Below are 24,403 nucleotides of genomic sequence, written 5' to 3'. Positions count from 1 at the left end.
AACTTTTTAGTTTAAATCTTCATCTTCCTCAAAATCATCATCCTCTTCATCTGTTTCTTCAAAATCAAATTCGTAAGGCTCCACCAACATTTTATCAGCCAAAATTGCAACTCTTTCGGTAAACAAATCCGAGAAAATAATGCGTTGGGTTTTTGCAATACTATTGGAAATACGCATGATCTTAGATTCGTGACGCATTTTTAACAGTGCATCACAATCATCCACGATAAACATCTTCAATCGGTTCACATTATAGCCTGCCGTTGAAAACATTTCGTTTAGTTTCGTTGGTGTCCCAACCAACACATCAATTCCGGTAGAAACATAGTTTTTATCATAATCCATGTCTCCTTTTTCGTGAACGCCATACACTTCCAGATGGGTATATTTACTATACTTCTCGAAAAGTTCCTCCATGGCCAACATCTTTTCCTTATCTTCCACCACAATCAAAGCACGTGGCGATTCTTCATTGCTTCCTGCTAATTTCTGAATCACGTTGAGCACAATAGCTGTTGTTCTTCCGCTTCCTTTTGGGGCATAAATAACACAGTCGGCACCACTTTTTATCGTTGAAAAGGTTTCCTGCTGCACTTCAGTAGCTTCGGTTAATCCATTTTCAACCAGTGCCTGTTGGAGTTTTTCGTTTATTTTTTTTAGTTTCATTTACTTTAGATTGAAAGATTTAAATATTGAAAAATTAAAAAATTGCTCTTCTAATTTTTAAATCATTTAATCTTTAAATTATTCAATTACTTTGATGCAAACAGCTTCACATCATTCTCTGAAATCTGGCTTCCGCCAAGGATAATCAAACGTTCTACCACGTTGCGCAATTCACGAATATTTCCGGTCCAGTCGTACTCCTGTAATAATTTGATGGCATCATCGGTAAATTTCTTCACGGCTGTCCCTTGCTCCGAGGCAATTTTTTCGGCAAAATGACTCACTAACAACGGAATGTCTTCGCGTCTGTCATTCAACGGTGGCACTTTGATTAAAATCACCGCCAAACGATGGTACAAATCCTCACGGAAACGTCCTTCTTCGATTTCTTTTTTCAAATCTTTGTTGGTCGCCGCTACCACACGCACATCGACTTTGATGTCTTTGTCAGCTCCTACACGAGTAATAATATTTTCCTGTAAAGCACGCAGCACTTTGGCCTGAGCCGAAAGACTCATATCCCCGATTTCATCCAGAAAAATAGTTCCTTTATCGGCTGCTTCAAATTTACCGGCGCGGTCTTTCACCGCCGAAGTAAAAGCACCTTTTACGTGACCAAACAATTCACTTTCGATTAATTCCGAAGGAATCGCAGCACAGTTCACTTCAATCAAAGGAAAAGCAGCGCGCTCGCTTTTTTCATGCAATTGATGGGCTACTAATTCTTTCCCGGTTCCGTTGGGTCCCGTAACCAAAACACGGGCTTCGGTTTGCGCCACTTTGTCAATCATCACTTTGATATGATTGATAGCTTCACTTTCGCCAATCATCTCGTAGTTTTTACTGACTTTTTTCTTCAGAATTTTATTCTCAACGACCAATTGTTTTCTGTCCAAAGCATTGCGAACCGTATTCAGCAAACGATTCAAATCCGGCGGTTTCGATATATAATCAAAAGCCCCTAAACGCATCGCCTGAATTGCCGTTTCCATATCGCCATGACCCGAAATCATGACCATTGGAATTTCCGGTTTTATTTTTTTGACTTCTTCTAATAATTCGACACCATCCATTTTAGGCATTTTGATATCACAAATTACCAAGTCGTAATCGTTATTTTTAATTTTTTCCAAACCCGAAACGCCATCCTCTGCCTCTTCCACCTGATAACTATCATTTTCTTCTGAAAGAATTTTTGAAAGTACTCTTCGAATAGCAGCTTCGTCTTCGATTAATAATATTTTGGACATAATTTTATTTTTTTTTGAGATAAATCCAAAGTTACAAAGTTTTTAAGCTTTGACTTAGACAGATTCTTTTTTATCAATATTTTAACCATCGGAACAACTCTTTCCAGCTTGGTTTTTTTCCATACATTAAAATTCCTACCCGGTAAATTTTAGCGGCAAACCAAACTACCAATAAAAAAGTTCCAAAAAGTAACAACATCGAAACGGCTATTTGCCAAAGGGGAACACCAAAAGGAATTCGCATAAGCATCACAATAGGCGAAGTAAGCGGAAATATGGAAAAAGCTACTGCAATACTACTATTTGGATCATTAATCACACTAAAAAAACCAACATAAACACTCAGCATTAAAGGCATAATAACCGGAAGGAGAAACTGTTGCGAATCGGTTTGATTGTCCACCGCAGCACCAATCGCCGCGTAAAACGAACTGTATAAAAAGTAACCTCCAATGAAATAAACCACAAAACCAATCAAAATAGCCGCAATGGGTAAATTCCACAATTCCTGCAGATACATTTGAGCTGTTCCTACAATTTCAGTTTGCGAATGTGCCATAACTTCAGCAGGTAAATGAGTTGTAGCTCCTACATTTACTCCAAAAAAAGCAGAACTGGCAAACATTAACGAAAGTCCGATAACGACCCAAATACTAAATTGTAAAATTCCGGCTAGTGATGTACCGATAATTTTTCCAATCATCAGTTGGAAAGGTTTCACCGAAGAAATAATAATCTCAATAATTCGATTGGTTTTCTCTTCAATTACCGAACGCATGACCATATTTCCATAAATGATAATAAACATCATAATCAGGTAACCAAAAGCGCCTCCGATAGCTATTTTAGCTTCATTCAAGCCTTTTACTCCCTGTTCTCCGGAAGTTTTAGCAATAGCAATATTTACGTGTGCCTGCGCTTTTTTGATTGATAAAGTATCCAAATGAGCCTTTTCCAGATTGATTTTGGTTATCTTTTTAGCAATAATATCCTGAGTATTTTCGATAAAAGAAACACTCGGACTGCTGTTTGAAATAAACTCGATTTTATGCTCTAATTCGCTTACATCCTCCGTTTTAGGAATTACTAGAATCCCTTCGTAACCGTTATTTGTAATACTGTCTTTTAAATACTGACTGTCAATTTGCGATAAATCCAAATATTTATAGCTTTCCTCTTCTTTATTCTGGACCATAAAATCATGAACAAATAATCCGGTTTCATCGTGAATGGCTACCCGTTTTACATCCGGTTTTATAGAACTTAAATACCCCACAATCACCGCTATCGCCACAAACAGCAGCGGACTTAAAAAAGTCATTACAATAAAAGATTTGTTGCGCACTTTGGCAAAAAATTCTCTTTTTATAATTAATGATATAATACTCATTTCTTGATTTTAGATTTTAGTCCCGATAGCTATCGGGATAGATTTTAGGTTTTTACTCTGAAATCTAATTTTTATTTTCAGTTACTGTTTGAATAAAAATATCGTGAACACTCGGAATTTTTTCTACAAAATGAGTCAACTGTCCGCGTTGTGTAATAACATTTAACAATTCATTTGGCAACGCATTTCCTATTTGAATTTCCAATTTTAATTCGTTATTCAGCGATTTAAAATGCGCCGGACTCACCTTGAATTTTTGTGTAATATCATACATCAAACCTTCAACATTTTCGGTCAGAATTCCCACTTCATAACTATTGCTTTTATGCTGTCTTTTGACGTCTTCCAGTTTTCCTTCAATCAATTTATTGGATTTATGAATCAAAGCAATGTGATCGCATAATTCTTCCACACTTTCCATACGATGTGTCGAGAAAATAATGGTAGAACCCTGTTCCTTCAAAGCCAGAATTTCATCTTTAATGATATTAGCATTTACGGGATCAAAACCAGAAAAAGGTTCGTCAAAAATCAGCAATTTTGGTTTATGCAAAACACAAACTACAAATTGGATTTTCTGAGCCATCCCTTTAGAAAGCTCCTGAATTTTCTTGTTCCACCAACCCTGAATTCCCAATCGGTCAAACCAATATTCCAGTTGTTTTTTGGCTTCAGCTTTTGACAAACCTTTCATTTGAGCCAAATACAAACATTGTTCTCCCACCTTCATACTTTGGTACAAACCTCGCTCTTCGGGCAAATAACCAATATATTGTACGTGTTTAGGCTGTAATTTTTCGCCATCCAAAATCACCTCTCCGCTGTCGGGCATCGTAATTTGATTGATGATACGAATAAGGGAAGTTTTTCCGGCACCATTAGGACCTAAAAGTCCGTAAATACTGCCTTTAGGAACAGACAAAGAAACTTCGTTAAGCGCCACATAATCTCCGTATTGCTTAACTATTTTATTGACTTCTAATAAGGTATTCATACTGATTTTTGGAATTTTCTTCTTCAGTTAGGTCATTTTGACCTTGCGGCTGTAAAAGTAAATAATTAGGAGCGAAATAGACGATAATTGTATCATAAAAAAACCCATCTTTCAAAATGAGAAGATGGGTTTTTGAATCTATTTTTCAACTTATTTAAAAAGTTTAAGAAAACATATCTTTAACTTTTTCAAAAAATGATTTATCTGATTTTTCAGGACTTGGCGAGAAATTTTCATCTTCAAGATTTTTCTCAAAGAATTGTTTTTGCTCTTTATTCAATGTTTTTGGTGTCCAAACATTTACATGCACTAACAAATCTCCGCTTCCGTAACCATTGATACTTGGAATTCCTTTTCCTTTCAAACGAAGAATTTTTCCGGATTGAATGCCTTCTTCTAATTTGATTCTCACCTTACCATTTACCGCATCAATATCTTTAGAAACTCCTAAAATTGCTTCCGGGAAACTGATATACAAATCGTAGTGCAGATTTTCTCCTTCGCGTTTCAGGAATTCATGTTCTAATTCTTCAATAGCTACAATCAAATCACCAGGAACACTATTACTTCCCGGCGCATCGTTTCCTTTATTAGAAACTTTCAATTGCATTCCGTCAACAACTCCGGCAGGAATTTTTATAGAAACCGTTTCGTCTTCTACAATCATTCCCTGCGCATCAGCATGAGAAGGTTTTTTATCTAAAATTTGCCCGCTACCACCACAAGAAGGACAAGTAGTTGCCGATTGCATTCTTCCTAAAATCGTATTGGTAACACGCATTACCTGTCCCTGTCCGTTACAGGTAGAACAGGTTTTATATGAAACTCCGGGAGCCTGAACTTTACGCTTTACTTTTACTTTTTTCTCTACTCCATTGGCAATTTCCTCCAAAGTCAATTTGACTTTGATACGCAAATTACTTCCTTTTGGACGACGCACTCCGCCACGACTTCCGCCGCCACCGAAACCGCCAAAACCGCCACCGAAAATATCGCCAAACTGACTAAAGATATCATCCATATTCATGTGATGACCTCCTCCAAAACCTCCGGAACCGTCAAAAGCCTGATGTCCAAATTGGTCATACTTTGCTTTTTTGTCAGGATCTCCTAAAACCTCATAAGCTTCAGCTGCTTCTTTAAATTTTTCTTCAGCAACTTTATCTCCGGGATTTTTATCAGGATGAAATTCAATAGCTTTCTTTCTGTAGGCTTTCTTAATTGCAGAAGCATCTGCACTTTTCGAAACACCTAATATCTCGTAAAAATCTTTTTTCATTTGTATTTATTTTTAAAAAAGCGCTGTTTTGTATCGCCTCAAAACCGACTTAATTATTGTCCAATAACTACCTTTGGAAAACGAATAATTTTATCCCCTAGTTTGTATCCTTTTTCAAGAACATCAACAATTTTTCCTTTCAAATCATCCGATGGAGCCGGAATTTGAGTAATTGCTTCCGCAAAATCAGCATCAAAAGCGTCTCCTACTTTCACATCCACTAATTCCAATCCTTTAGAATTCAAGGTGTTTTTTAATTTATCATGAATCAACTCCACTCCTTTTGTAAAAGTTTCGTCTTCTAATTTTGCGATTTCAACCAATGCTCTGTCAAAATCATCTAAAATTGGCAACATCGCTAACAAAACTTCCTGATTGGCAGTTTTAAACAACTCTACACGTTCTTTTGAAGTTCTTCTTTTGTAGTTTTCAAATTCAGCAAATAATCGTAAATATTTATCTTTTTCATCTGCTAAGTCCTTTGCTAATTGCTCCTCGGCACTTAACTCCTCAGTAACTGCCTGCTCTTCGCCTGCCTTGTTTTCCATCGTTACTTCATCCATTTCTTTATCGATTTCTGTATTCTCAGTACTCATATTCCCTTTATTTTTAAAAATATTCTTAAACTTCATTTTTACACTTTCCTTTGGATAGCAAAAGTACTGCCAAAGCGCACTAAATGCCAAATTGTCACTCTTTTTCTTAATAGCTATTTTTCCAGCCTTATTTTTTCCGAATTTAATTTTTTCAACCTTTAAATTAAAATTTTAATAAATTTTTAATGAAAATTTGAAATACTTTCTATATGTTTGCGATTAGGTTCTAATCTAACGCTGGTTTTCACCTCAAATTAAGACCAAAATCAGGGTTGATTTCTAAACAATTATTAATTCGCGATTATTTATATTAAAAAAAGCTTTGTCTTACCGACAAAGCTTTTTTTATATTTCTCTACTTTCCAGAATTAGCTCAAAGCCTGTTTTAAACCTTCAAAATCCAGGTTAATTTGTTCACCCGAAACTAAATTTTTAAGCGAATAAGTATTCGAATTCATCTCTTCACCACCAATTACCACTGCAAAAGGAATATTGCGTTTATCAGCATATTGAAATTGTTTTCCCACCTTGGCTTTATCCGGATACAGCTCCACTTTTATTCCGGCTGCCCTTAATTTTTTAATAGCCTGCAAAGCATAAAAAGCTTCCGCATCTCCATAATTCACAAACAAAGCTTTAGAACTTGCCGTTACTGTTTCCGGGAACAAATTTAACTCTTCAATTACCAGATAAATACGGTCTAATCCAAAAGAAATCCCAACACCACTAGTATCTGGTTTCCCAAAAATACTAGTCAAATCGTCGTATCTTCCACCGCCGCCAATAGATCCCATAGCTACACCTTTTGGGGCAGCAACTTCAAAAATAGCTCCGGTATAATAATTTAATCCGCGTGCCAAAGTCACATCCAAATCTAAAATTGCCGTTGACAAACCTAAATCAGTCACCTTGTCACAAATAAAACGCAACTCTTCTACCCCTTTCATTCCTTCTTCAGAAGTAGCTAAAAGCTGCGATAATTTTTCAATTTTCTCCGAAATACTTCCCGTAAAATTAAAAAGTGGCTGTACTTTAACAATAGCGTCTTCCGAAATTCCTTTTTCAATCATTTCTTTTTTAACACCATCTTCACCAATTTTGTCCAACTTATCTAAAGCCACCGTAAAATCAATCAGTTTATCCGAAGCACCGATTACTTCAGCAATTCCGGATAAAATTTTACGGTTGTTGATTTTTACCGTCACTCCATTCAAACCTAATGACGTAAAAACAGTATCATATAATTGTACCAATTCTACTTCCTGCCATAACGACTTGGAACCTACCACATCGGCATCACACTGAAAAAATTCTCTGAAACGCCCTTTTTGCGGACGATCAGCACGCCAAACCGGTTGGATTTGATATCTTTTAAAAGGAAATTCAATTTCGTTTTGATGTTGCACCACATAACGCGCAAAAGGTACGGTTAAATCATAACGCAAGGCTTTTTCGGAAATACTGGAAGTTAATTTTGTACTATCCTTAGCATCTAAATGAGCAGCATTGGCTTTCGCCAAATAATCCCCTGAATTCAATATTTTAAAAATCAAGCGATCTCCTTCTTCCCCGTATTTTCCCATCAGGGTTTCTGAATTTTCAAACGAAGGCGTTTCTATTGGTTGGAAACCAAATTTTTCAAAATTAACTTTTATCGTTTGAATAATATATTGACGTTTAGCCACCTCAGCCGGTGAAAAATCTCTGGTTCCTTTAGGAATACTTGGTTTTGATGCCATTGTTGTTTAATTGCAGATTTTAGATTGCAGATTTTAGATTTATAATTCCAAAATCATTTTAATTCAGGAAATCTAAAATCAATCCCGAGACTTCGGGACTTAAATCTTAAATTTCGACTGCAAATATCTTATTTTTAAAATAAATAAGCAGCCTCGAAAACAAACTTCTGTCAAAAATTGTATTTTCGTATCAAACTATCGTGATGAGCAACCTCTTAAAAGAAAATATCAAAATAGCCTTGGGCTCTATCAAAACCCAAATTCTAAGAACGACACTAACCATCGTCATTATTGCTATTGGAATTACAGCCTTAGTAGGAATTCTAACTGTAGTTTCGGCTTTGGAAAACACTATTTCCTCTGATTTTGCCTCGATGGGCGCGAATACTTTTAATATTAATCGCTACGAAAATACCATAAAAAGACATGGCGGCGAGGAACGCACTGTAATCAATCCGATAATTTCTTATCCCGAAGCAGTTGCTTTCAAAAACAAATACAATTTTCCTCTGGCGCAAACCTCCCTTTCCTTCAGAGCTACTTCTACTGCCGAAGTAAAATTTGAAGACGAAAAAACTGACCCGGAGATTTCCGTTTTGGGAGTGGATGAATATTTTGTAACCAATTCAGGCCTGGAAACCAGCACAGGACGCAACTTTAATAATTTCGACATTAGCAATAACAACTATGTTTGTGTCGTAGGTTCGGACTTTTTGAAAGGAATTCTGAAAGACGTAAACCCTATCAACAAAATCATTTCCATTCGTGGCGCACGTTTTAAAGTCATTGGCGTTTTAAAGGAAAAAGGCTCCACTTTTGGCAACAGCCAGGATTTAAGAGTTTTAATCCCTATTCAGTTGGCTCGCTCTTTATTCACCTCCCCTAACATCAATTACAGCGTCAGTGTCATGGTTAACAACAAAGATTTTTTAGATCACGCCATAGACGAAGCCATCAGCAGCATGCGCCGCATTAGAAAACTAAGCCCTGTAAAAGAAAATAATTTTGCCGTAGTAAGAAGTGACGATTTAATCAATAGAATCCTCAGTATCACCCAATATTTAGGCTGGGCATCCTGGGTTATCGGAATTATTACCATTTTAGGCTCTTCGATTGCTTTGATGAATATTATGATTGTTTCGGTTACCGAACGCACTAGAGAAATTGGCGTTCGAAAAGCCTTAGGCGCTAAACGTTCAACTATCGCCATTCAGTTTTTTATTGAAACTTTGCTTATTGGTCAATTAGGCGGACTCGCCGGAATTGTTTTTGGAATTCTTATCGGTTTCGGAATTGCCTCAGCGCTCAGTTTTGTTTTTGTCATCCCCTGGCAAGCTATTATGGCAGCTTTTTTAACTAGTTTTGTCGTTGCCATCGTTTCCGGTTCTTATCCTGCTATCAAAGCTGCGATGTTAGATCCGATTGAGGCGTTGCGTTATGAGTAGTTTTCAGTGATCAGCTTTTAGTGATCAGTTCGCACGGCACCTAATCACTGTAACCTGAATACTGCTCACTAAACACTGCTTTTCGTCATCCTGTCATTCCCGTAAATATCTTTTCGCAATTCGATATTCTTGAAATTCATTTTCTCAAGCATTTCGATCATTTCTTTTCCTAAATATTGATTGATTTCGAAGTACAATTGTCCGCTTGGACTTAGATTCTTTTGAGCTAATTCAGCTATTTTTCGATAAAAAACCAAAGCATTATCGTCTTCTACAAAAAGTGCCAAATGCGGTTCGTAATCCAAAACATTTTTCCTGATTTCCTCTTTTTCCAAATTACGAACATAAGGCGGATTAGAAACAATAATATCAAATTCCTTCCCCAAATCAGCAGTTTCCAGAATGTTTTTATGAATAAAGGTGACATTTACAGCATTTTTTACAGCATTTTTTTGAGCTGTAGCCAAAGCTTTTTCAGAAACATCAATCGCAAAAACCTGCGCGTTCGGAATATTTTTAGCCAATGAAATTGCAATACAACCACTTCCGGTTCCAATATCCAAAATCCTTAACTTCCGACTTCTCCCGATAGCTATCGGGACTTTGGACTTCTGACTTTCAATAATCCAATCTACCAGTTCTTCGGTTTCCTGTCTTGGAATTAAGACATTCTCATTGACTTCAAATTCCAATCCGTAAAATTGCGTTTTACCCAACAAATACTGAAGCGGAATTTCCTTTTTCAACTGTTCAAAAATCAAATTCCAATCCTGAATTTCTTCTTCCGTAAAAGTCAAATCAGGCTGCAAAGCCAAATCAATTCGCTTCAACTGTTTTTTGGTTTCTAAAATCAAATAGAAAAAGCTTTCCGCCTCGGCAGCATCGTAAATCGATGAAAGTTCCTGAATAAATTGACTTCTGTATTGTTTGACTTGCATTTTTCCTTCTAAAATTTAAAAAAGCAAAAATAACAATACTTTATGGTTATTTTTAATGCTTTTAAAACTAAACCATAAACTCAAAAATTTTTATTTTTGCCCTGTGAAAAAACATGAAAAATACTTAAAACGCTGTATTCAACTTGCTCAAAACGGCTTAGGAACCACTTATCCTAACCCGATGGTAGGCAGTGTTATTGTTTATGATGACCGTATCATAGGCGAAGGCTGGCACAAAAAAGCCGGAGAAGGACACGCCGAAGTAAACGCCGTAAATTCGGTTAAAGATAAATCTTTGCTGGAAAAAGCGACAATTTATGTGAGTTTAGAACCTTGCAGTCATTTTGGAAAAACACCGCCTTGCTCTGATTTAATTATTCAAAACAAAATTCCGAATGTGGTTATTGGAACCGTCGATCCAAACGAAAAAGTGGCCGGAAGAGGTATTAAAAAACTGATTGAAGCCGGAATCAACGTTACTGTGGGCGTTTTAGAAAAAGAATGCAACGAACTCAACAAACGTTTTTTTACATTTCATCAAAAACAACGTCCTTATATTATTTTAAAATGGGCCGAAAGTCAGGATGGTTTTATTGCACCGAGTGAAAGAAACGAGCAAAAACCGGTTTGGATTAGCAATCCTTATTCCAGACAATTAGTTCACAAATGGCGCAGTGAAGAACAGGCAATTCTCATTGGCACGCAAACCGCTATTGACGACAACCCAAAATTAGACGTGCGCGACTGGACCGGGAATTCGCCTGTAAGAATCGTTTTAGACCAAAATAATCGCATTCCAAAAACGCATTTTGTATTCGATAAAAAACTAAAAACCATTGTTTTTTGCCAGTCAAACGATAAAGCAAACGAAGAAAATCTTATCTTTGAAGTAATTGATTTTAAGCAAAATATAATCCCTCAAATCTTAACCAAATTATACCAGCATCAAATTCAGTCTGTTATAATTGAAGGAGGCCGTCAAACCCTGCAAGCTTTCATTGACGAAAACCTTTGGGACGAAGCACGCATTTTTAAAGGAAAATCCAACTTTAAAAACGGAACAAAAGCACCAACTTTCACAATAAACACAACCAAAAAACAGTTCATCCTTGAAGACGAACTTCTAATAGTAAAGAATCATGACCAGCGCCATTAACACCATTATATTTGATTTTGGAGATATTTTCATCAACCTGGACAAAAAAGCCACAATAGATGGTTTTAAAAAATTAGGTTTAAAAGAATGGAACAATGAATTAGACCAATTGAATTTTCAGTTTGAAAAAGGAAATATTTCCCGCGAGGAATTTCTTGCCGGATTTCAAAAACAAATGCCGAATGCCAGCATCGAGGAAATTTTAGAAGCTTGGAATGCCATTCTGGCCGATTTCCCACTCTATCGATTGGAATTTTTACAAATGCTTTCCAAAAAATACAAATTGTTTCTGTTAAGCAATACCGATTCTATTCATATTGACACTTTCGAACAAAAAGTTGGCTCTTCTTTTTATGGTGATTTTTACCAATGTTTTGAAAAAGTTTATTTTTCCTTTGAAATGGGGATGCGCAAACCCGATGCCGAAATTTATCAAACTGTTTTAAATAAACACGAACTGCAAGCCAAGCGCACTTTATTTGTAGATGACAAAAAAGAAAATACCGATGCCGCTGCCGCTTTAGGAATTCATGTTTGGAATTTACAGGTAGGCAAAGAAGATGTGATTGACTTATTTGAAAAAGTTATTCTTTAAAAAATTTCAATTTCAAAAATCAATAACAATTGCATTTTTTTTATTAATTGTTTTTGACATTGAAATTGTTTTTTGACATTGCCATTAAACAATGAAAGACACTTACAAAACCATTGCTTTTTCACCCGAAGAAATTCTGTTTAAAGAAAAGGGAAGTAAATTTTTCGGTTATGCTTTTCCTATAACTTCCGAAGAAGAAGTAAAACCCATTATTGAAGTTTTAAGAAAAAAACATCCAACGGCCTGTCATTACTGCTACGCTTACCAAATTGGCACCGAAAAAATCAGTTACAGAGCCAATGATGACGGCGAACCCAGTAATTCGGCAGGGACTCCTATATACGGACAAATCCAGTCTTTTGACATCACTAACACCCTTATTGTTATTGTCCGTATTTTTGGAGGAACTAAATTAGGCGTTGGCGGATTAATTACCGCTTATAAAACTGCCGCCCAACTTACTCTGGAAAATTGTGAAATAATCGAAAAAACCATCGACATTCATTTTTTAGTCTCTTTTGACTATAAAAATATGAATAAAGTAATGCGGGTGATTAAAGAAAAAAATATTGATATTGTATCTCAAAAAATGGAAATGAGCTGCGAAATCGAAATTAAAACCCGCAAAAAAAATGCCGAAATACTGTTCGAAATCTTTAATTCTTTATACGAAATAGATATCAAAATTAAAGAATAACCAATATCCTTTTCATTCATTTTTTATATTCGCAAAAGCTGCGTTTTCACATAGTCCGGAGCTGCCATTGGACGCCCTGTTTTCATGTTTACAAACACCAAAACTGAGTTCCCGATTGTTAATAACTCATCCTGTTCATTATAAATTTCATAATCGAATTCTATCTTAGCAGAAGTCTGACTTTTAAAGATAGTTTTCACTCTTAATAAATCGTCATAACGAGCCGGTTTTTTATAATTTGTTGTCAAAGAAACCACTGGAAGCATCACTCCGTTTTCCTCCATCCATTTATAAGAAATCCCAATGTTCCTAAGCCATTCCACGCGTCCCATCTCAAAATATTGGGCATAATTTCCGTGATACACCACCCCCATTTGATCCGTTTCTGAATACCTTACCCTAACATTAAACTCGTATGTTTTCATCTCTAATTTTATCTTATTTTAAATATTAATTTGAAATCTTTTTCTTCATACTTACAACAATATTTCTTCAAAATCAACCCCTGAAAATTTTTTTTTAACGAAATTTGTTCACATATTTGTTACCCCGAGAAATAACAACTTTTTTTGCTGTTATTTACTTCAGACAACCTATAACAAAATATAATAATTTAACAGAATTTATGAACAAAACTGCTCAATCAGTATGGGATAACTGTTTGTCTTTCATAAAAGACAATATTCAGGACCAGGCATACAAAACCTGGTTTGAACCAATCAAGTCAGTTGAACTTACCGATAACGCATTATATATTCAGGTTCCAAGCAAATTCTTTTACGAATGGCTGGAAGAACATTATGTTAAATTATTGAAGGTTGCCCTTACTAAAGAACTTGGAAAAAACGCAAAGTTACTTTATAAAATCAAAATGGAGAACACTTACGGCAACAAACAACCGTTTACAGAACAGTTGCCAAGTACGAATCGTTCTCCGATGAAACCTCAAAATGTAGATGCGCCTTTAAAAAACTTAGATCCGGAATTAAAAAATCCTTTTGTTATTCCGGGAATCAGAAATTTAAAGATTGAATCGCAACTAAACCCGAATTACAGTTTTGATAATTTCCTCGAAGGAGATTCTAACCGACTGGCTCGTTCGGCTGGTATGGCTGTTGCCAATAAACCGGGCGGAACATCATTCAATCCATTGTTAATCTTCGGAGGAGTTGGTTTAGGAAAAACACATTTGGCTCACGCTATTGGGGTAGAGATTAAAGAAAAATACCCTGAAAAAACGGTTTTGTATATTTCAGCCGAGATTTTCACGCAACAATATATTGATTCCGTTAGAAAAAACACCCGAAATGATTTTATTCATTTCTATCAGTTAATTGATGTTTTAATCATTGACGACGTACAATTTCTATCCGGAAAATCAGGAACGCAAGACGTATTTTTCCACATTTTCAACTATTTGCACCAAAACGGAAAACAGGTTATCCTGACTTCCGACAAGGCACCTGTGGATATGCAGGATATCGAGCAACGCTTATTATCCCGTTTCAAATGGGGATTATCTGCCGAGTTACACCAACCGGATTATGACACCCGTGTTTCAATTCTGAAAAACATTCTGTTCCGTGACGGAGTAGAAATGCCGGATGAAATCGTGGAATATGTAGCCCGTAACATCAAATCAAATGTTCGTGAGTTGGAAGGTGCTATCATCTCCTTAATTGCGCAGTCTTCTTTCAACAAAAAAGAAGTAACTATCGAACTGGCAAAAAGCGTTGTAGAAAAATTTGTTAAAAATGTAAAACGAGAAATTTCTATCGATTACATTCAAAAAATTGTTTCTGATTATTTCCAATTAGACGTAGAAACTCTGCAATCCAAAACCAGGAAAAGACATGTGGTTCAAGCGAGGCAATTGGCAATGTTTTTCGCCAAAAAATTCACTAAAAACTCTTTAGCGAATATTGGTTCACAAATAGGAGATCGCGATCACGCCACCGTTTTACATGCCTGTAAAACCGTAGATAATTTGGTTGCAACCGACAAACAATTCAAGAAATTTGTCGAAGATATCCATAAAAAACTAACGCTATAAAAGCATTATGTCTGTCAAAATTTTAATGGTATGTTTGGGCAATATCTGTCGTTCGCCTTTGGCCGAAGGTATTTTAGCATCTAAACTACCAAAAGAAAAATTCTTCGTTGACTCCGCAGGAACAGGAGCATGGCATTCCGGAAACCAACCTGATTCCCGTTCCATTGCCGTTGCAAAAAGTCACAATTTAGACATCTCTTATCAAAGAGCCAGACAATTCAAAGTAGAAGATTTTGACACTTTTGATTATATTTATGTAATGGACAAATCCAACTTTAGAGACCTAATTCGTTTAGCCAAAAAAGACGAACACAAAGAAAAAGTTGAAATCATCCTGAACGAATTATATCCGAATGAAAATGTAGATGTTCCGGATCCTTATTACGGCATAACCAATGGTTTTGAAATGGTATACCAAATGCTTGACGAGGCCTGTGAAATCATCGCAACAAAATTAAAAACCAATCACAGCTAATCTTAGCAAGATACTCAAAAAAACACAATATGAAATCAAGTCCACAATTTGGAAAACTCTATTTAATCCCAACAACCATGGGAGAATGCGACCCAATGGACGTTTTACCTCAGACGGTAAAAAGAACAATTGATTTTATTGACCATTATATTGTAGAGAACGAAAAAACGGCCCGAAAATCGATCAAAGCAGTTCATCCCGAGAAAAAACAGTCTGATTTGGTGCTTTTTGCATTAAACAAACACACCGATTCAAAAGAACATAAAGACTTTATCCAACCTTTATTAGAAGGAAAAAATGTTGGTTTGATGAGCGAAGCTGGCTGTCCTGGTGTTGCCGATCCAGGTGCTGTAATTGTAAAATTAGCCCATGAAAAAGGCATTCAGGTAGTGCCTCTAGTTGGCCCTTCCTCTATTTTATTAGCCATGATGGCATCCGGAATGAACGGTCAAAGTTTTACTTTTCACGGTTATCTACCGATTGAAAAAGATGAAAAAAGAGCTACTCTTAAAGCTTTGGAACGTATTTCATTCGAAAAAAACCAATCGCAAATTTTCATCGAAACACCTTATCGCAACAACAAATTAGTAGAAGATTTAATCAGTATTTTGAATCCGGAAACACATTTATGCATTGCCACCGATATCACATTACCAACGGAATACATCAAAACCAAGAAAATTTCGGCCTGGAAAAAAGAAAATGTAGATTTACACAAACGTCCTACGATTTTTATCATTCACAAAATGTAATTCCTTTTTTTTAAAACATATAAGTCATATAAGTTCATCTAAACTTTCTAAATAGTAAATTTTCAGACCATATAAGCTTCATTTTTATCTTATATGGACTTAGAAGACATAAGAACGCAACTTAATCTAAACCTTATATGACTTATATGTTTTAAAAAAAGGCTAATCTTGCCTCTTTTCTCTTTCTTCAATTTTCTTCTTCCAAAAATCAAGAGCTTTCCTTACTTTTAGACTCTTAATTTCAAAAAGATGTCAAAACTCCCACATATCGGCACGAGTATTTTTACTATAATGTCAAAAATGGCAGCAGAATACAATGCAATTAATTTATCTCAGGGCTTTCCTAATTTCCCTGTGGATGAAAGACTAACTGAAATTGTGGCCCGATTAGCTAAGGAAGACGTGCATCAATACACCCCAATGGCCGGCTATCCGCCATTAATAAGCAAAATAGCCAAGCTCACGCTTCAGTCTTATGGAAGAAGCGTAGATCCGGAAACCGAAATTCTGGTCACTACTGGGGCTACTCAGGGAATTTTCACCACTATTCAGGCAATAGTCAAGGACAAAGACGAAGTTATTATATTAGACCCAAGTTACGATTCCTACGAACCTAATGTACTTTTATCTAATGGTATTCCAGTCAGAATCCCATTAAATGACGACTATACAACCAATTGGGATTTGGTAGAAAAAGCCTGCAATGAAAACACCAAAATGATTATCATTACCAATCCGCACAATCCTACGGGAAAGATTCTTTCTCTTACTGATATAGAAAAATTGGAAGCTATTTTAGAAAAATTCCCAAATATCATTTTACTTTCGGATGAAGTATACGAATACATCACTTTTGAACAAAAACACATTTCTGTCAACACCAGAGAATTACTTCGCAACCGAGCCGTCATCGCTTCTTCATTTGGCAAAACATTTCACGTTACCGGTTGGAAAGTAGGTTATTTAATTGCTCCTGAACAGCTAATGTACGAAATCAAAAAAGTGCATCAATTTTTAGTTTTCAGTGTAAATAGCCTTTCGCAAGCTGCAATCAGCGAGTATTTAGATATTGTTTCAGTTGATGAAATCAGTCCTTTCTATCAACAAAAAAGAGATTATTTCAGAGCATTACTAAGTAAAAGCCGTTTCGAATTAATGCCTTGCGAAGGTACATACTTTCAGGTGGTTTCCTACAAAGCGATTTCTAATGAAAATGATGTGGATTTTTGCAAACGACTCATTACCGAGCATAGTGTTGCCGCCATTCCGATTTCTACTTTTTACGAAAACAGTAAAGACTTGCGTCTGATTCGTTTTTGTTTCGCTAAGGACAATGCGACATTGGAAAAAGCCGCAAAAAGATTGTGCAAAATCTAAATTTATTATTAGCCACAGATTACACGGATTTTACGGATTATCGCAGATTATGTTTTGCAAAGCCCAAAAAAATCCGTTTCTATCTGCTCAATCTGTTTAATCCGTGGCCCATTATACGACTCACTCAAACAAAAAAGAAAATGTATTTCGTATATTTACCATAAAACCTCAACAAAATGAACTTCAGCCAAAAAATGCTTCGCGACGATGCCTTACAAGGAAAAGTAATTGTAGTAACCGGTGGCGGTAGCGGACTAGGAAGAGCCATGACCCAATATTTTCTGGAACTGGGTGCCCAAGTAGCCATTACTTCCCGTGATTTAAGCAAATTGACCCATACAGCAAGCGAACTGGAAAGTCTTACCGGCGGAACCTGCTTGCCGTTGCAATGTGATGTTCGTCATAATGAAGAAGTCGAAAATATGCTACAACAGGTTCTAAAAGCCTTTGGCAAAGTTGATGTATTGCTCAATAACGCAGCCGGAAATTTCATCTCACCTACCGAAAGACTTTCTGCCAATGCCTTTGATACCATCATCGATATTGTGTTAAAAGGCACTAAAAACTGCACGCTGGCTTTTGGAAAACACTGGATTGACAGCAAGCAAAGCTCGGCTACGGTTCTGAATATTGTCACTACTTACGCCTGGACCGGTTCGGCTTATGTGGTGCCCAGTGCGACTGCCAAGGCAGGTGTGCTGGCCATGACCCGAAGTCTGGCCGTAGAATGGGCAAAATACGGTATTCGTACCAATGCCATTGCTCCCGGACCTTTCCCTACCAAAGGCGCCTGGGATCGATTGCTTCCCGGAGATTTGGCTCAAAAATTTAATTTAGCCAAGAAAGTTCCACTTAAGCGAGTGGGCGACCATCAGGAGTTAGCCAATCTGGCAGCATATTTGGTTTCCGATTTCTCGGCTTATATCAATGGCGAAGTTATTGTCATTGATGGCGGCGAATGGCTCAAAGGCGCAGGTCAATTCAACATGCTGGAAGCCATTCCCGAGGAACTTTGGGATCAACTGGAATCCATGATTAAAGCGAAGAAGAATAAATGATTTTTATTTTGGGGCGTTCCCCCTCCCCGTTAGTCATTGCGAGTCCCGAGCCTTCGGGACGAAGCAATCTCATTATAGCATTCAAATTTTAAACAACTCAAAAAACAAATTATTTGTAACTAATTATTGATATATTTGAGAAATAAACTAAAGTAAAAAAAGCTACTAAGAATATTTAGTAAAAACATTTAAACCCCATGAGAGAAATAATAAAATTTTTCCCTGTTACTACAATCTTATTAACTTATCTTTTCGTTTGTGGATCACTTTATCTAATTGGTTTTTGGAGTATTTTTAATATTGATGCTTTCAGTTTAATTTCACTATATGATATACCTAAAAATTTTGTATATCCTTTAATGATTTCTCAAGGAACATATTTTATCAATATGCTGTTAGGCCAATCACTTCATCAATTATCTTTCATAAATCAAGAAAACAACACAGAAAATTTTATCAAAATAAATGAGAATTGGTCTCCTAAAAAGAAAAAAATAATAATTTTTTTAACCCTTAAAGATCTTTGGCCAATTATAATTATTTTTTCCCTCCCATTAATAATTTCAAATCATGAAAAAAACATACTTTATTGGTCAATTTCATCTTTAATTCTTTCTTATTTTTTATTATACAAATTCGTAAATTTTTCATCAGTCAAATTATACATCCCAAACATATACATTAGATTCTATTTAGGACATTTTTTAACATTTTTTCCCATAAGCTGTTTTTCTGTGGGCAAAATTGAAAGTCTAAAAATTTATCACAATAAAAAAGAAATTAGATATTTTGATATTATTAGTAAAGACAATAAAACTCAAATAAATGATCCTAAATGTTTAAAATTCATAGGTTTTATTAGTGACAAGGTCATATATAGCACACTGGACAACCAAAAAACATTTATTTTAAACAAGGATTCTTCAGATGGATTTCAATTAAGTAATAACTAAAAGACCCCAGCTACCGCACGAATCCTTTCGTGTGGCATAAATAAAATCAGTCCCCCTCTATTGAAAACCAACCAACATTTCATCTAAAAACTCAAATCAACTCCCAATTAAATTCCTATTTTTGTTTTATAATAAAAGTAAAAACAGACTATGCTTATTATAGGAATCGCGGGCGGCACCGGAAGTGGAAAAACAACGGTGGTACACCAGATAATGAATCAATTACCGGATGCCGAAGTAGGCGTAATTTCTCAGGATTCTTATTATAAAAAAAATGAAAACCTCAGTTATGACGAGCGTGCTTTAATTAATTTTGACCATCCCAGAGCCATCGATTTTGATTTATTAGTAAACGACTTGAAAGCGCTCAAAGAAGGCAAAACCATTCAGCAACCGGTCTATTCTTTTGTCACTCACAACCGCACAGAAGATACCATAAGCACGCATCCTCGAAAAGTAATGATTGTGGAAGGCATTTTGATTTTGGCGCATGCCGAACTAAGAGAATTGTTTGACATCAAAATCTTCGTGCATGCCGATGCCGATGAACGCCTGATTCGCCGTTTGAAAAGAGACATCGCCGAACGTGGACGCGATATGGACGAAGTACTTAACCGCTATCAGAAAACATTAAAACCGATGCACGAACAATTTATAGAACCCACTAAAGCTTTTGCAGATATTATTATCCCGAACAACAATTACAATACTGTAGCTATAGATATGTTACGAACAGTAATTCATCAAAAAATCAGATAATTTTATTGTATTTTTATAACGTCCAAACCTGACTATTAAAAACATCAATTCGAGTGTTTACCAGATTATACTGACGCTTCAGGATAATCTAAGAAAAATATCGGGAATCGTTTTTAATCCTAAACAAACAACAACTCATGACAAATCCCTATAAAGAAAAAACCTGGTTTAAATTTTTAAGCAATAAATACATTTGGTCCTTATTATTTTTCACGGTTTGGATGTTATTTCTGGATAATTATTCTTATTTTGATCATAGGATTTTAAACAATCAGATTGAGGAACTGGAAGACAATAAAACCTATTATCAGGAAGAAATTAAAAAAGACGAAGCTCAAATCAAGCAACTTAAAAATCCGGATCAGGTTGAAAAATATGCCCGCGAAAAATATTATATGAAAAAAGACAGCGAGGATATTTATATTATTGAATTTGAAGGCGACACAATAGAAAAAAATAACTAACCCGGAGTTCGTACAGAGCTTAAAAATTTGTGTAAATCTGTGTAATTTGTGGTAAAAAAACAACGCTTCAAAAAACAAACTAAAATGGCGACTCATCTATTCGAAGATTTTGATCCTGTTTCTTCCAAACAATGGAAACAACGAATCCAGTATGAATTGGAAGGCGCTGATTATAATGAAAACTTAGTTTGGAATTCACCGGAAGACATTAAAGTAAAACCTTTTTATCATGGAGACGATTTTAGCCAGATAGCTACCGCTCCAACCTATGCGGCCGACTTTAAAATTTGCCAAAATATCTTTGTGTTTGACATTCAAAAATCAATTGACAGAGCCCTAGATTCTCTGCAAAGAGGTGCCGAAAGTCTCCGCTTCACCATTGACAACGAATCATTGGACATCAAAAAACTGCTTGAAAGTTTACCCTTAGAAAATACCACAATCTATTTTGATTTAAAATTTCTTTCGGTGGATTTTATCGAAAAAGTAAACAAAATTGTAGCTTCAAAAAAAGCCCGTATTTTTTACAATCTGGATCCTATAGGGCAATTAGCCAAAGAAGGAAATTGGTTTACTACTAAAGAAAAAAACAATTTTGAAAGTCTGCAATTGCTATCAAAGAATACACGTGAGCATTCATTGATAAGCATCAATATGGCTTTATATCAAAATGCCGGAGCCAATATGGTGCAACAAATAGCCTATGGCTTGGCGCATGCCAATGAATACCTGAATCGTATTCCTACGATTCATCAGCCGATTGTTTTTGAAGTAGCCGTTGCCAGCAATTATTTTTTTGAAATTGCCAAATTACGTGCTTTACGATTACTTTTTCAACTCATTGCCAAAGAATATTACCACGATAAAGATTGTTATTTACTGGTAACACCATCAAAACGTAACAAAACGCTATACGATTACAATATGAATATGTTGCGCACGACTACCGAATCTATGTCGGCGATTATTGGCGGAGCCGATGCGATTGCTAATTTACCTTATGATGCTATTTACCATAAAAACAATGAATTTAGCGACCGTATCGCTCGAAATCAATTGTTAATTCTGAAAAATGAAAGTTATTTTAACAAGGTGAACAACCCCGCTGATGGAAGTTATTACATCGAAACTTTGACCCATCAACTAGCCGAAAAAGCACTCGCTTTATTCAAAGAAATAGAAGCCAACGGCGGTTTTTTAAAACAACTGAACGAAGGCATTATCAAACGAAAAATTCAGGAAAGCGCCGATAAAGAACAGCAATTATTTGATTCGAATAAAGAAATCCTAGTTGGAACCAACAAATACCAAAATTCAAAAGACAAAATGAAGGACAACATTGAGTTGTACCCTTTTGTAAAAATAAAACCACGAAAAACGCTGATTACACCTATAATTGAAAAACGACTGGCAGAGCAATCGGAACAAGAACGACTGACAGCCGAAAAATAAACTACGACTAAAAGCCTAAATCCATTTGTAAAAAACAGCCAAATGATTCGAAAAGACCTCCGACATATTCAACTAAAATCAGAAACCGTAAGCAGTTTCGAATATTCTTTTGCCAAAGAAAATACTACTGCTGAAAATTTTGTCACAGCCGAAGGTATCGAACTCAAATCCAATTATTCCGAAAAGGATATTGAGGATTTGGAACATTTGGATTTTGCAGCCGGTTTTCCACCTTTTCTACGTGGCCCTTACACCACAATGTATGTGCAAAAACCCTGGACAATTCGTCAATATTCAGGATTTTCAACCGCAGAAGAGAGCAATGCTTTTTACCGAAAAAATCTAAAAGCCGGTCAGGAAGGACTTTCTATTGCTTTTGATCTGGCTACCCATCGCGGCTATGATTCCGATCATGAACGTGTTGTGGGGGATGTTGGAAAAGCAGGAGTTGCTATTGATACCGTTGAAGATTTCAAAATATTATTTGACCAAATTCCGTTAGACAAAATGTCGGTTTCCATGACCATGAACGGAGCAGTTTTACCCATAATGGCTTTTTATATTGTGGCAGCTGAGGAACAGGGGGTAAAATCGGAACAACTTTCAGGAACCATTCAAAATGACATTTTGAAAGAATTCATGGTACGCAACACCTATATTTATCCGCCAGAAACTTCAATGAAAATTATTGCAGCTATTTTTGACTATGCCAGTAAAAATATGCCCAAATTCCATCCCATTTCTATTTCGGGTTACCACATTCAGGAAGCCGGAGGAACGGCCGATATTGAATTGGCATACACCTTGGCAGACGGCTTAGAATATGTAAGAACCGGACTTTCAGCAGGACTTAAAATTGATGATTTTGCTCCCCGATTGTCATTCTTTTGGGGTATCGGAATGAATCATTTTATGGAAATTGCCAAAATGAGAGCCTCCAGAATGATTTGGACCAAACTAATGCAACAATTTCATCCTCAAAATCCAAAATCTGCTACATTACGAACACATTGCCAAACCAGCGGTTGGAGTTTAACTGCTCAGGATCCTTTTAATAATGTAACCCGAACTTGTATTGAAGCCGCAGCAGCTGTTTTTGGCGGCACACAATCCCTTCATACGAATGCTTTGGATGAAGCCATTGCTTTACCAAGTGATTTTTCGGCACGAATTGCCCGAAATACGCAGTTGTATTTATTGGAAGAAACGAAAATCACCAAAACCGTTGACCCCTGGGCCGGAAGTTATTATATTGAAAGCTTAACCAACGAAATTGCCGAAAAAGCCTGGAAACATATTGAAGAAATTGAAGCCCTTGGTGGTATGACCAAAGCATTAGCCAGCGGAATTCCGAAATTACGTATTGAAGAAGCCGCCGCCCGAAAACAGGCAAGAATTGACAGCGAACAAGATATAATTGTGGGAGTTAATCAATTTCAAGCCCAAAAAGAAGTACCTTTAAATATTCTGGATATTGATATCGAAAAAGTTCGCAGTCAACAACTCGAACGATTAAATCAGGCAAAATCCAGCCGAAACGGTTTAAAAGTAAAAGAAGCTTTAGAAAAAATTACACTTTGTGCGCAAAGCGGAAATGGTAATTTACTGGAATTAGCTATTGAAGCAGCAAGAGTAAGAGCAACTTTAGGCGAAATTAGCCTGGCATTAGAAATAGTATTCGGAAGACATCAGGCAGCAATTAAATCTTTTAGTGGCGTGTATAGTAAAGCAATCAAAAAGAATAAGAGCTTTGAAAAAGCAAAAGAATTAGCCGATATTTTTGCCAAACAGGAAGGTCGTCGTCCGCGAATTATGATTGCCAAAATGGGACAGGATGGTCATGACAGAGGTGCAAAAGTAGTTGCAACTGCCTTTGCCGATATTGGTTTTGATGTAGATATTGGACCTCTTTTTCAAACTCCCGCCGAAACAGCCAAGCAAGCCATGGAAAATGACGTCCACATTTTAGGCATTTCTTCACTGGCCGCCGCTCACAAAACTTTAGTTCCTCAGCTTATTGAAGAATTAAAAAAATTAGGTCGGGAAGATATTATGGTCGTTGTGGGCGGGGTAATCCCTACCCAGGATTATCAGTTCCTTTTTGATTCTGGAACGGCTGCCATATTTGGACCGGGGACAAACATCAGTAAAATTGCTTCAAAAATTTTAAGCTTTTTTATCGAAGAGAAAAACGAATAAAAAAAGAGTCATTACTAAAATGAACTGCCCCCAAAAAGTTAGACGCTATTTGGGGGCATTTTTATGGAAAGAAAAGTCAAATACAATTATGAATTTAAACTTCGTTGTGTACAAGA

23 protein-coding genes are annotated in these 24,403 nt (G+C 36.2%); 14 read left to right on the top strand and 9 right to left on the bottom strand.

The window, feature by feature from the left end; translation table 11 throughout:
* Positions 1-6: 6 nt before the first annotated feature.
* The 7 genes from B6A10_RS05420 to hisS form a co-directional block, all read right to left on the bottom strand.
* Entirely contained in the window at positions 7-666 is a 660-nt protein-coding gene (locus tag B6A10_RS05420) for a DEAD/DEAH box helicase (RefSeq protein ID WP_188220019.1), read from the bottom strand.
* 86 nt (positions 667-752) lie between these two features.
* Positions 753-1,916 carry a sigma-54-dependent transcriptional regulator gene (locus B6A10_RS05415; protein WP_188220018.1) on the bottom strand — a complete coding sequence of 388 codons (1,164 nt, stop codon included), beginning with the start codon at positions 1,914-1,916 and terminating at the stop codon, positions 753-755.
* Positions 1,917-1,989: 73 nt separating this feature from the next.
* Positions 1,990-3,306, bottom strand: coding sequence for an ABC transporter permease (locus B6A10_RS05410; RefSeq protein WP_188220017.1), 1,317 nt, complete (start codon positions 3,304-3,306; stop codon positions 1,990-1,992).
* Positions 3,307-3,370: 64 nt separating this feature from the next.
* Positions 3,371-4,300, bottom strand: coding sequence for an ABC transporter ATP-binding protein (locus B6A10_RS05405; protein WP_188220016.1), 930 nt, complete (start codon positions 4,298-4,300; stop codon positions 3,371-3,373).
* A gap of 163 nt (positions 4,301-4,463) precedes the next feature.
* The gene (gene dnaJ, locus B6A10_RS05400; protein ID WP_188220015.1) at positions 4,464-5,579 is read right to left on the bottom strand and encodes a molecular chaperone DnaJ; all 1,116 of its coding nucleotides are present in this window, start codon (positions 5,577-5,579) and stop codon (positions 4,464-4,466) included.
* A gap of 53 nt (positions 5,580-5,632) precedes the next feature.
* A complete protein-coding gene (locus B6A10_RS05395) occupies positions 5,633-6,211 on the bottom strand; it encodes a nucleotide exchange factor GrpE (protein ID WP_026713331.1) in 579 nt (192 codons plus the stop codon).
* Between the two features lie 332 nt (positions 6,212-6,543).
* Positions 6,544-7,914 carry a histidine--tRNA ligase gene (gene hisS, locus B6A10_RS05390; protein ID WP_188220014.1) on the bottom strand — a complete coding sequence of 457 codons (1,371 nt, stop codon included), beginning with the start codon at positions 7,912-7,914 and terminating at the stop codon, positions 6,544-6,546.
* A 203-nt stretch (positions 7,915-8,117) separates the two neighbouring features.
* Between hisS and B6A10_RS05385 the strand changes: the two genes are divergently transcribed.
* The gene (locus B6A10_RS05385) at positions 8,118-9,359 is read left to right on the top strand and encodes an ABC transporter permease (protein WP_188220013.1); all 1,242 of its coding nucleotides are present in this window, start codon (positions 8,118-8,120) and stop codon (positions 9,357-9,359) included.
* A gap of 68 nt (positions 9,360-9,427) precedes the next feature.
* Here B6A10_RS05385 and prmC read toward each other — a convergent pair whose 3' ends face one another.
* Positions 9,428-10,297: a peptide chain release factor N(5)-glutamine methyltransferase gene (gene prmC, locus B6A10_RS05380; RefSeq protein WP_188220012.1), complete on the bottom strand. Its 870-nt coding sequence runs from the start codon at positions 10,295-10,297 to the stop codon at positions 9,428-9,430.
* A gap of 103 nt (positions 10,298-10,400) precedes the next feature.
* Here prmC and ribD point away from each other — a divergent pair, with 103 nt between their 5' ends.
* The 3 genes from ribD to B6A10_RS05365 all read left to right on the top strand — a co-directional run bounded on the left by ribD (position 10,401) and on the right by B6A10_RS05365 (position 12,745).
* A complete protein-coding gene (ribD, locus tag B6A10_RS05375) occupies positions 10,401-11,453 on the top strand; it encodes a bifunctional diaminohydroxyphosphoribosylaminopyrimidine deaminase/5-amino-6-(5-phosphoribosylamino)uracil reductase RibD (protein WP_188220011.1) in 1,053 nt (350 codons plus the stop codon).
* A complete protein-coding gene (locus B6A10_RS05370; protein ID WP_188220010.1) occupies positions 11,437-12,048 on the top strand; it encodes an HAD family hydrolase in 612 nt (203 codons plus the stop codon). The genes ribD and B6A10_RS05370 overlap by 17 nt, the downstream gene beginning before the upstream one ends.
* A gap of 91 nt (positions 12,049-12,139) precedes the next feature.
* Positions 12,140-12,745, top strand: coding sequence for an IMPACT family protein (locus B6A10_RS05365; RefSeq protein ID WP_188220009.1), 606 nt, complete (start codon positions 12,140-12,142; stop codon positions 12,743-12,745).
* Positions 12,746-12,768: 23 nt separating this feature from the next.
* Here the strand turns inward: B6A10_RS05365 and B6A10_RS05360 are convergent, their stop codons facing one another.
* Positions 12,769-13,170 (bottom strand): acyl-CoA thioesterase, encoded by a 402-nt coding sequence (locus B6A10_RS05360; RefSeq protein ID WP_188220008.1) that lies wholly within the window; start codon positions 13,168-13,170, stop codon positions 12,769-12,771.
* Positions 13,171-13,370: 200 nt separating this feature from the next.
* Between B6A10_RS05360 and dnaA the strand changes: the two genes are divergently transcribed.
* From dnaA to scpA, 10 genes are all read left to right on the top strand, one after another.
* Entirely contained in the window at positions 13,371-14,798 is a 1,428-nt protein-coding gene (gene dnaA, locus B6A10_RS05355; RefSeq protein WP_026713323.1) for a chromosomal replication initiator protein DnaA, read from the top strand.
* A gap of 7 nt (positions 14,799-14,805) precedes the next feature.
* Complete coding sequence (locus B6A10_RS05350; RefSeq protein WP_188220007.1) at positions 14,806-15,273, top strand: low molecular weight protein-tyrosine-phosphatase; 468 nt, start codon at positions 14,806-14,808, stop codon at positions 15,271-15,273.
* A 29-nt stretch (positions 15,274-15,302) separates the two neighbouring features.
* On the top strand, positions 15,303-16,025 hold the full coding sequence (locus B6A10_RS05345) for an SAM-dependent methyltransferase (RefSeq protein ID WP_188220006.1): 723 nt from the start codon (positions 15,303-15,305) through the stop codon (positions 16,023-16,025).
* Positions 16,026-16,274: 249 nt separating this feature from the next.
* Positions 16,275-17,402 (top strand): methionine aminotransferase, encoded by a 1,128-nt coding sequence (locus B6A10_RS05340; RefSeq protein ID WP_188220005.1) that lies wholly within the window; start codon positions 16,275-16,277, stop codon positions 17,400-17,402.
* Between the two features lie 176 nt (positions 17,403-17,578).
* A complete protein-coding gene (locus tag B6A10_RS05335; RefSeq protein WP_188220004.1) occupies positions 17,579-18,460 on the top strand; it encodes an SDR family oxidoreductase in 882 nt (293 codons plus the stop codon).
* 197 nt (positions 18,461-18,657) lie between these two features.
* Complete coding sequence (locus tag B6A10_RS05330) at positions 18,658-19,413, top strand: hypothetical protein (protein ID WP_188220003.1); 756 nt, start codon at positions 18,658-18,660, stop codon at positions 19,411-19,413.
* Positions 19,414-19,563: 150 nt separating this feature from the next.
* Entirely contained in the window at positions 19,564-20,172 is a 609-nt protein-coding gene (udk, locus tag B6A10_RS05325; RefSeq protein WP_188220002.1) for a uridine kinase, read from the top strand.
* Between the two features lie 137 nt (positions 20,173-20,309).
* The gene (locus B6A10_RS05320) at positions 20,310-20,636 is read left to right on the top strand and encodes an FtsB family cell division protein (RefSeq protein ID WP_188220001.1); all 327 of its coding nucleotides are present in this window, start codon (positions 20,310-20,312) and stop codon (positions 20,634-20,636) included.
* Between the two features lie 84 nt (positions 20,637-20,720).
* Positions 20,721-22,088 (top strand): methylmalonyl-CoA mutase subunit beta, encoded by a 1,368-nt coding sequence (locus B6A10_RS05315; RefSeq protein WP_188220000.1) that lies wholly within the window; start codon positions 20,721-20,723, stop codon positions 22,086-22,088.
* Positions 22,089-22,130: 42 nt separating this feature from the next.
* Positions 22,131-24,287: a methylmalonyl-CoA mutase gene (gene scpA / locus B6A10_RS05310; protein ID WP_188219999.1), complete on the top strand. Its 2,157-nt coding sequence runs from the start codon at positions 22,131-22,133 to the stop codon at positions 24,285-24,287.
* Positions 24,288-24,403: the final 116 nt, after the last annotated feature.

This window comes from Flavobacterium pokkalii (assembly GCF_014596575.1).
GTDB classification, from domain to species: Bacteria; Bacteroidota; Bacteroidia; order Flavobacteriales; family Flavobacteriaceae; genus Flavobacterium; species Flavobacterium pokkalii.
This window is presented reverse-complemented; position numbering and strand designations above follow the sequence as displayed.

Excerpts from the sequence above, each read along its gene's own strand:
- scpA (WP_188219999.1), top strand. The coding sequence starts at position 22,131 with ATGATTCGAAAAGACCTCCGACATATTCAACTAAAATCAGAAACCGTA.
- dnaA (WP_026713323.1), top strand. The coding sequence starts at position 13,371 with ATGAACAAAACTGCTCAATCAGTATGGGATAACTGTTTGTCTTTCATA.
- prmC (WP_188220012.1), bottom strand. The coding sequence starts at position 10,297 with ATGCAAGTCAAACAATACAGAAGTCAATTTATTCAGGAACTTTCATCG.
- udk (WP_188220002.1), top strand. The coding sequence starts at position 19,564 with ATGCTTATTATAGGAATCGCGGGCGGCACCGGAAGTGGAAAAACAACG.
- B6A10_RS05385 (WP_188220013.1), top strand. The coding sequence starts at position 8,118 with ATGAGCAACCTCTTAAAAGAAAATATCAAAATAGCCTTGGGCTCTATC.
- B6A10_RS05420 (WP_188220019.1), bottom strand. The coding sequence starts at position 666 with ATGAAACTAAAAAAAATAAACGAAAAACTCCAACAGGCACTGGTTGAA.
- B6A10_RS05395 (WP_026713331.1), bottom strand. The coding sequence starts at position 6,211 with ATGAAGTTTAAGAATATTTTTAAAAATAAAGGGAATATGAGTACTGAG.
- dnaJ (WP_188220015.1), bottom strand. The coding sequence starts at position 5,579 with ATGAAAAAAGATTTTTACGAGATATTAGGTGTTTCGAAAAGTGCAGAT.
- B6A10_RS05330 (WP_188220003.1), top strand. The coding sequence starts at position 18,658 with ATGAGAGAAATAATAAAATTTTTCCCTGTTACTACAATCTTATTAACT.
- B6A10_RS05320 (WP_188220001.1), top strand. The coding sequence starts at position 20,310 with ATGACAAATCCCTATAAAGAAAAAACCTGGTTTAAATTTTTAAGCAAT.
- B6A10_RS05335 (WP_188220004.1), top strand. The coding sequence starts at position 17,579 with ATGAACTTCAGCCAAAAAATGCTTCGCGACGATGCCTTACAAGGAAAA.
- B6A10_RS05365 (WP_188220009.1), top strand. The coding sequence starts at position 12,140 with ATGAAAGACACTTACAAAACCATTGCTTTTTCACCCGAAGAAATTCTG.
- B6A10_RS05315 (WP_188220000.1), top strand. The coding sequence starts at position 20,721 with ATGGCGACTCATCTATTCGAAGATTTTGATCCTGTTTCTTCCAAACAA.
- hisS (WP_188220014.1), bottom strand. The coding sequence starts at position 7,914 with ATGGCATCAAAACCAAGTATTCCTAAAGGAACCAGAGATTTTTCACCG.
- B6A10_RS05340 (WP_188220005.1), top strand. The coding sequence starts at position 16,275 with ATGTCAAAACTCCCACATATCGGCACGAGTATTTTTACTATAATGTCA.
- B6A10_RS05370 (WP_188220010.1), top strand. The coding sequence starts at position 11,437 with ATGACCAGCGCCATTAACACCATTATATTTGATTTTGGAGATATTTTC.
- B6A10_RS05350 (WP_188220007.1), top strand. The coding sequence starts at position 14,806 with ATGTCTGTCAAAATTTTAATGGTATGTTTGGGCAATATCTGTCGTTCG.
- B6A10_RS05415 (WP_188220018.1), bottom strand. The coding sequence starts at position 1,916 with ATGTCCAAAATATTATTAATCGAAGACGAAGCTGCTATTCGAAGAGTA.
- B6A10_RS05345 (WP_188220006.1), top strand. The coding sequence starts at position 15,303 with ATGAAATCAAGTCCACAATTTGGAAAACTCTATTTAATCCCAACAACC.
- B6A10_RS05410 (WP_188220017.1), bottom strand. The coding sequence starts at position 3,306 with ATGAGTATTATATCATTAATTATAAAAAGAGAATTTTTTGCCAAAGTG.
- B6A10_RS05405 (WP_188220016.1), bottom strand. The coding sequence starts at position 4,300 with ATGAATACCTTATTAGAAGTCAATAAAATAGTTAAGCAATACGGAGAT.
- B6A10_RS05360 (WP_188220008.1), bottom strand. The coding sequence starts at position 13,170 with ATGAAAACATACGAGTTTAATGTTAGGGTAAGGTATTCAGAAACGGAT.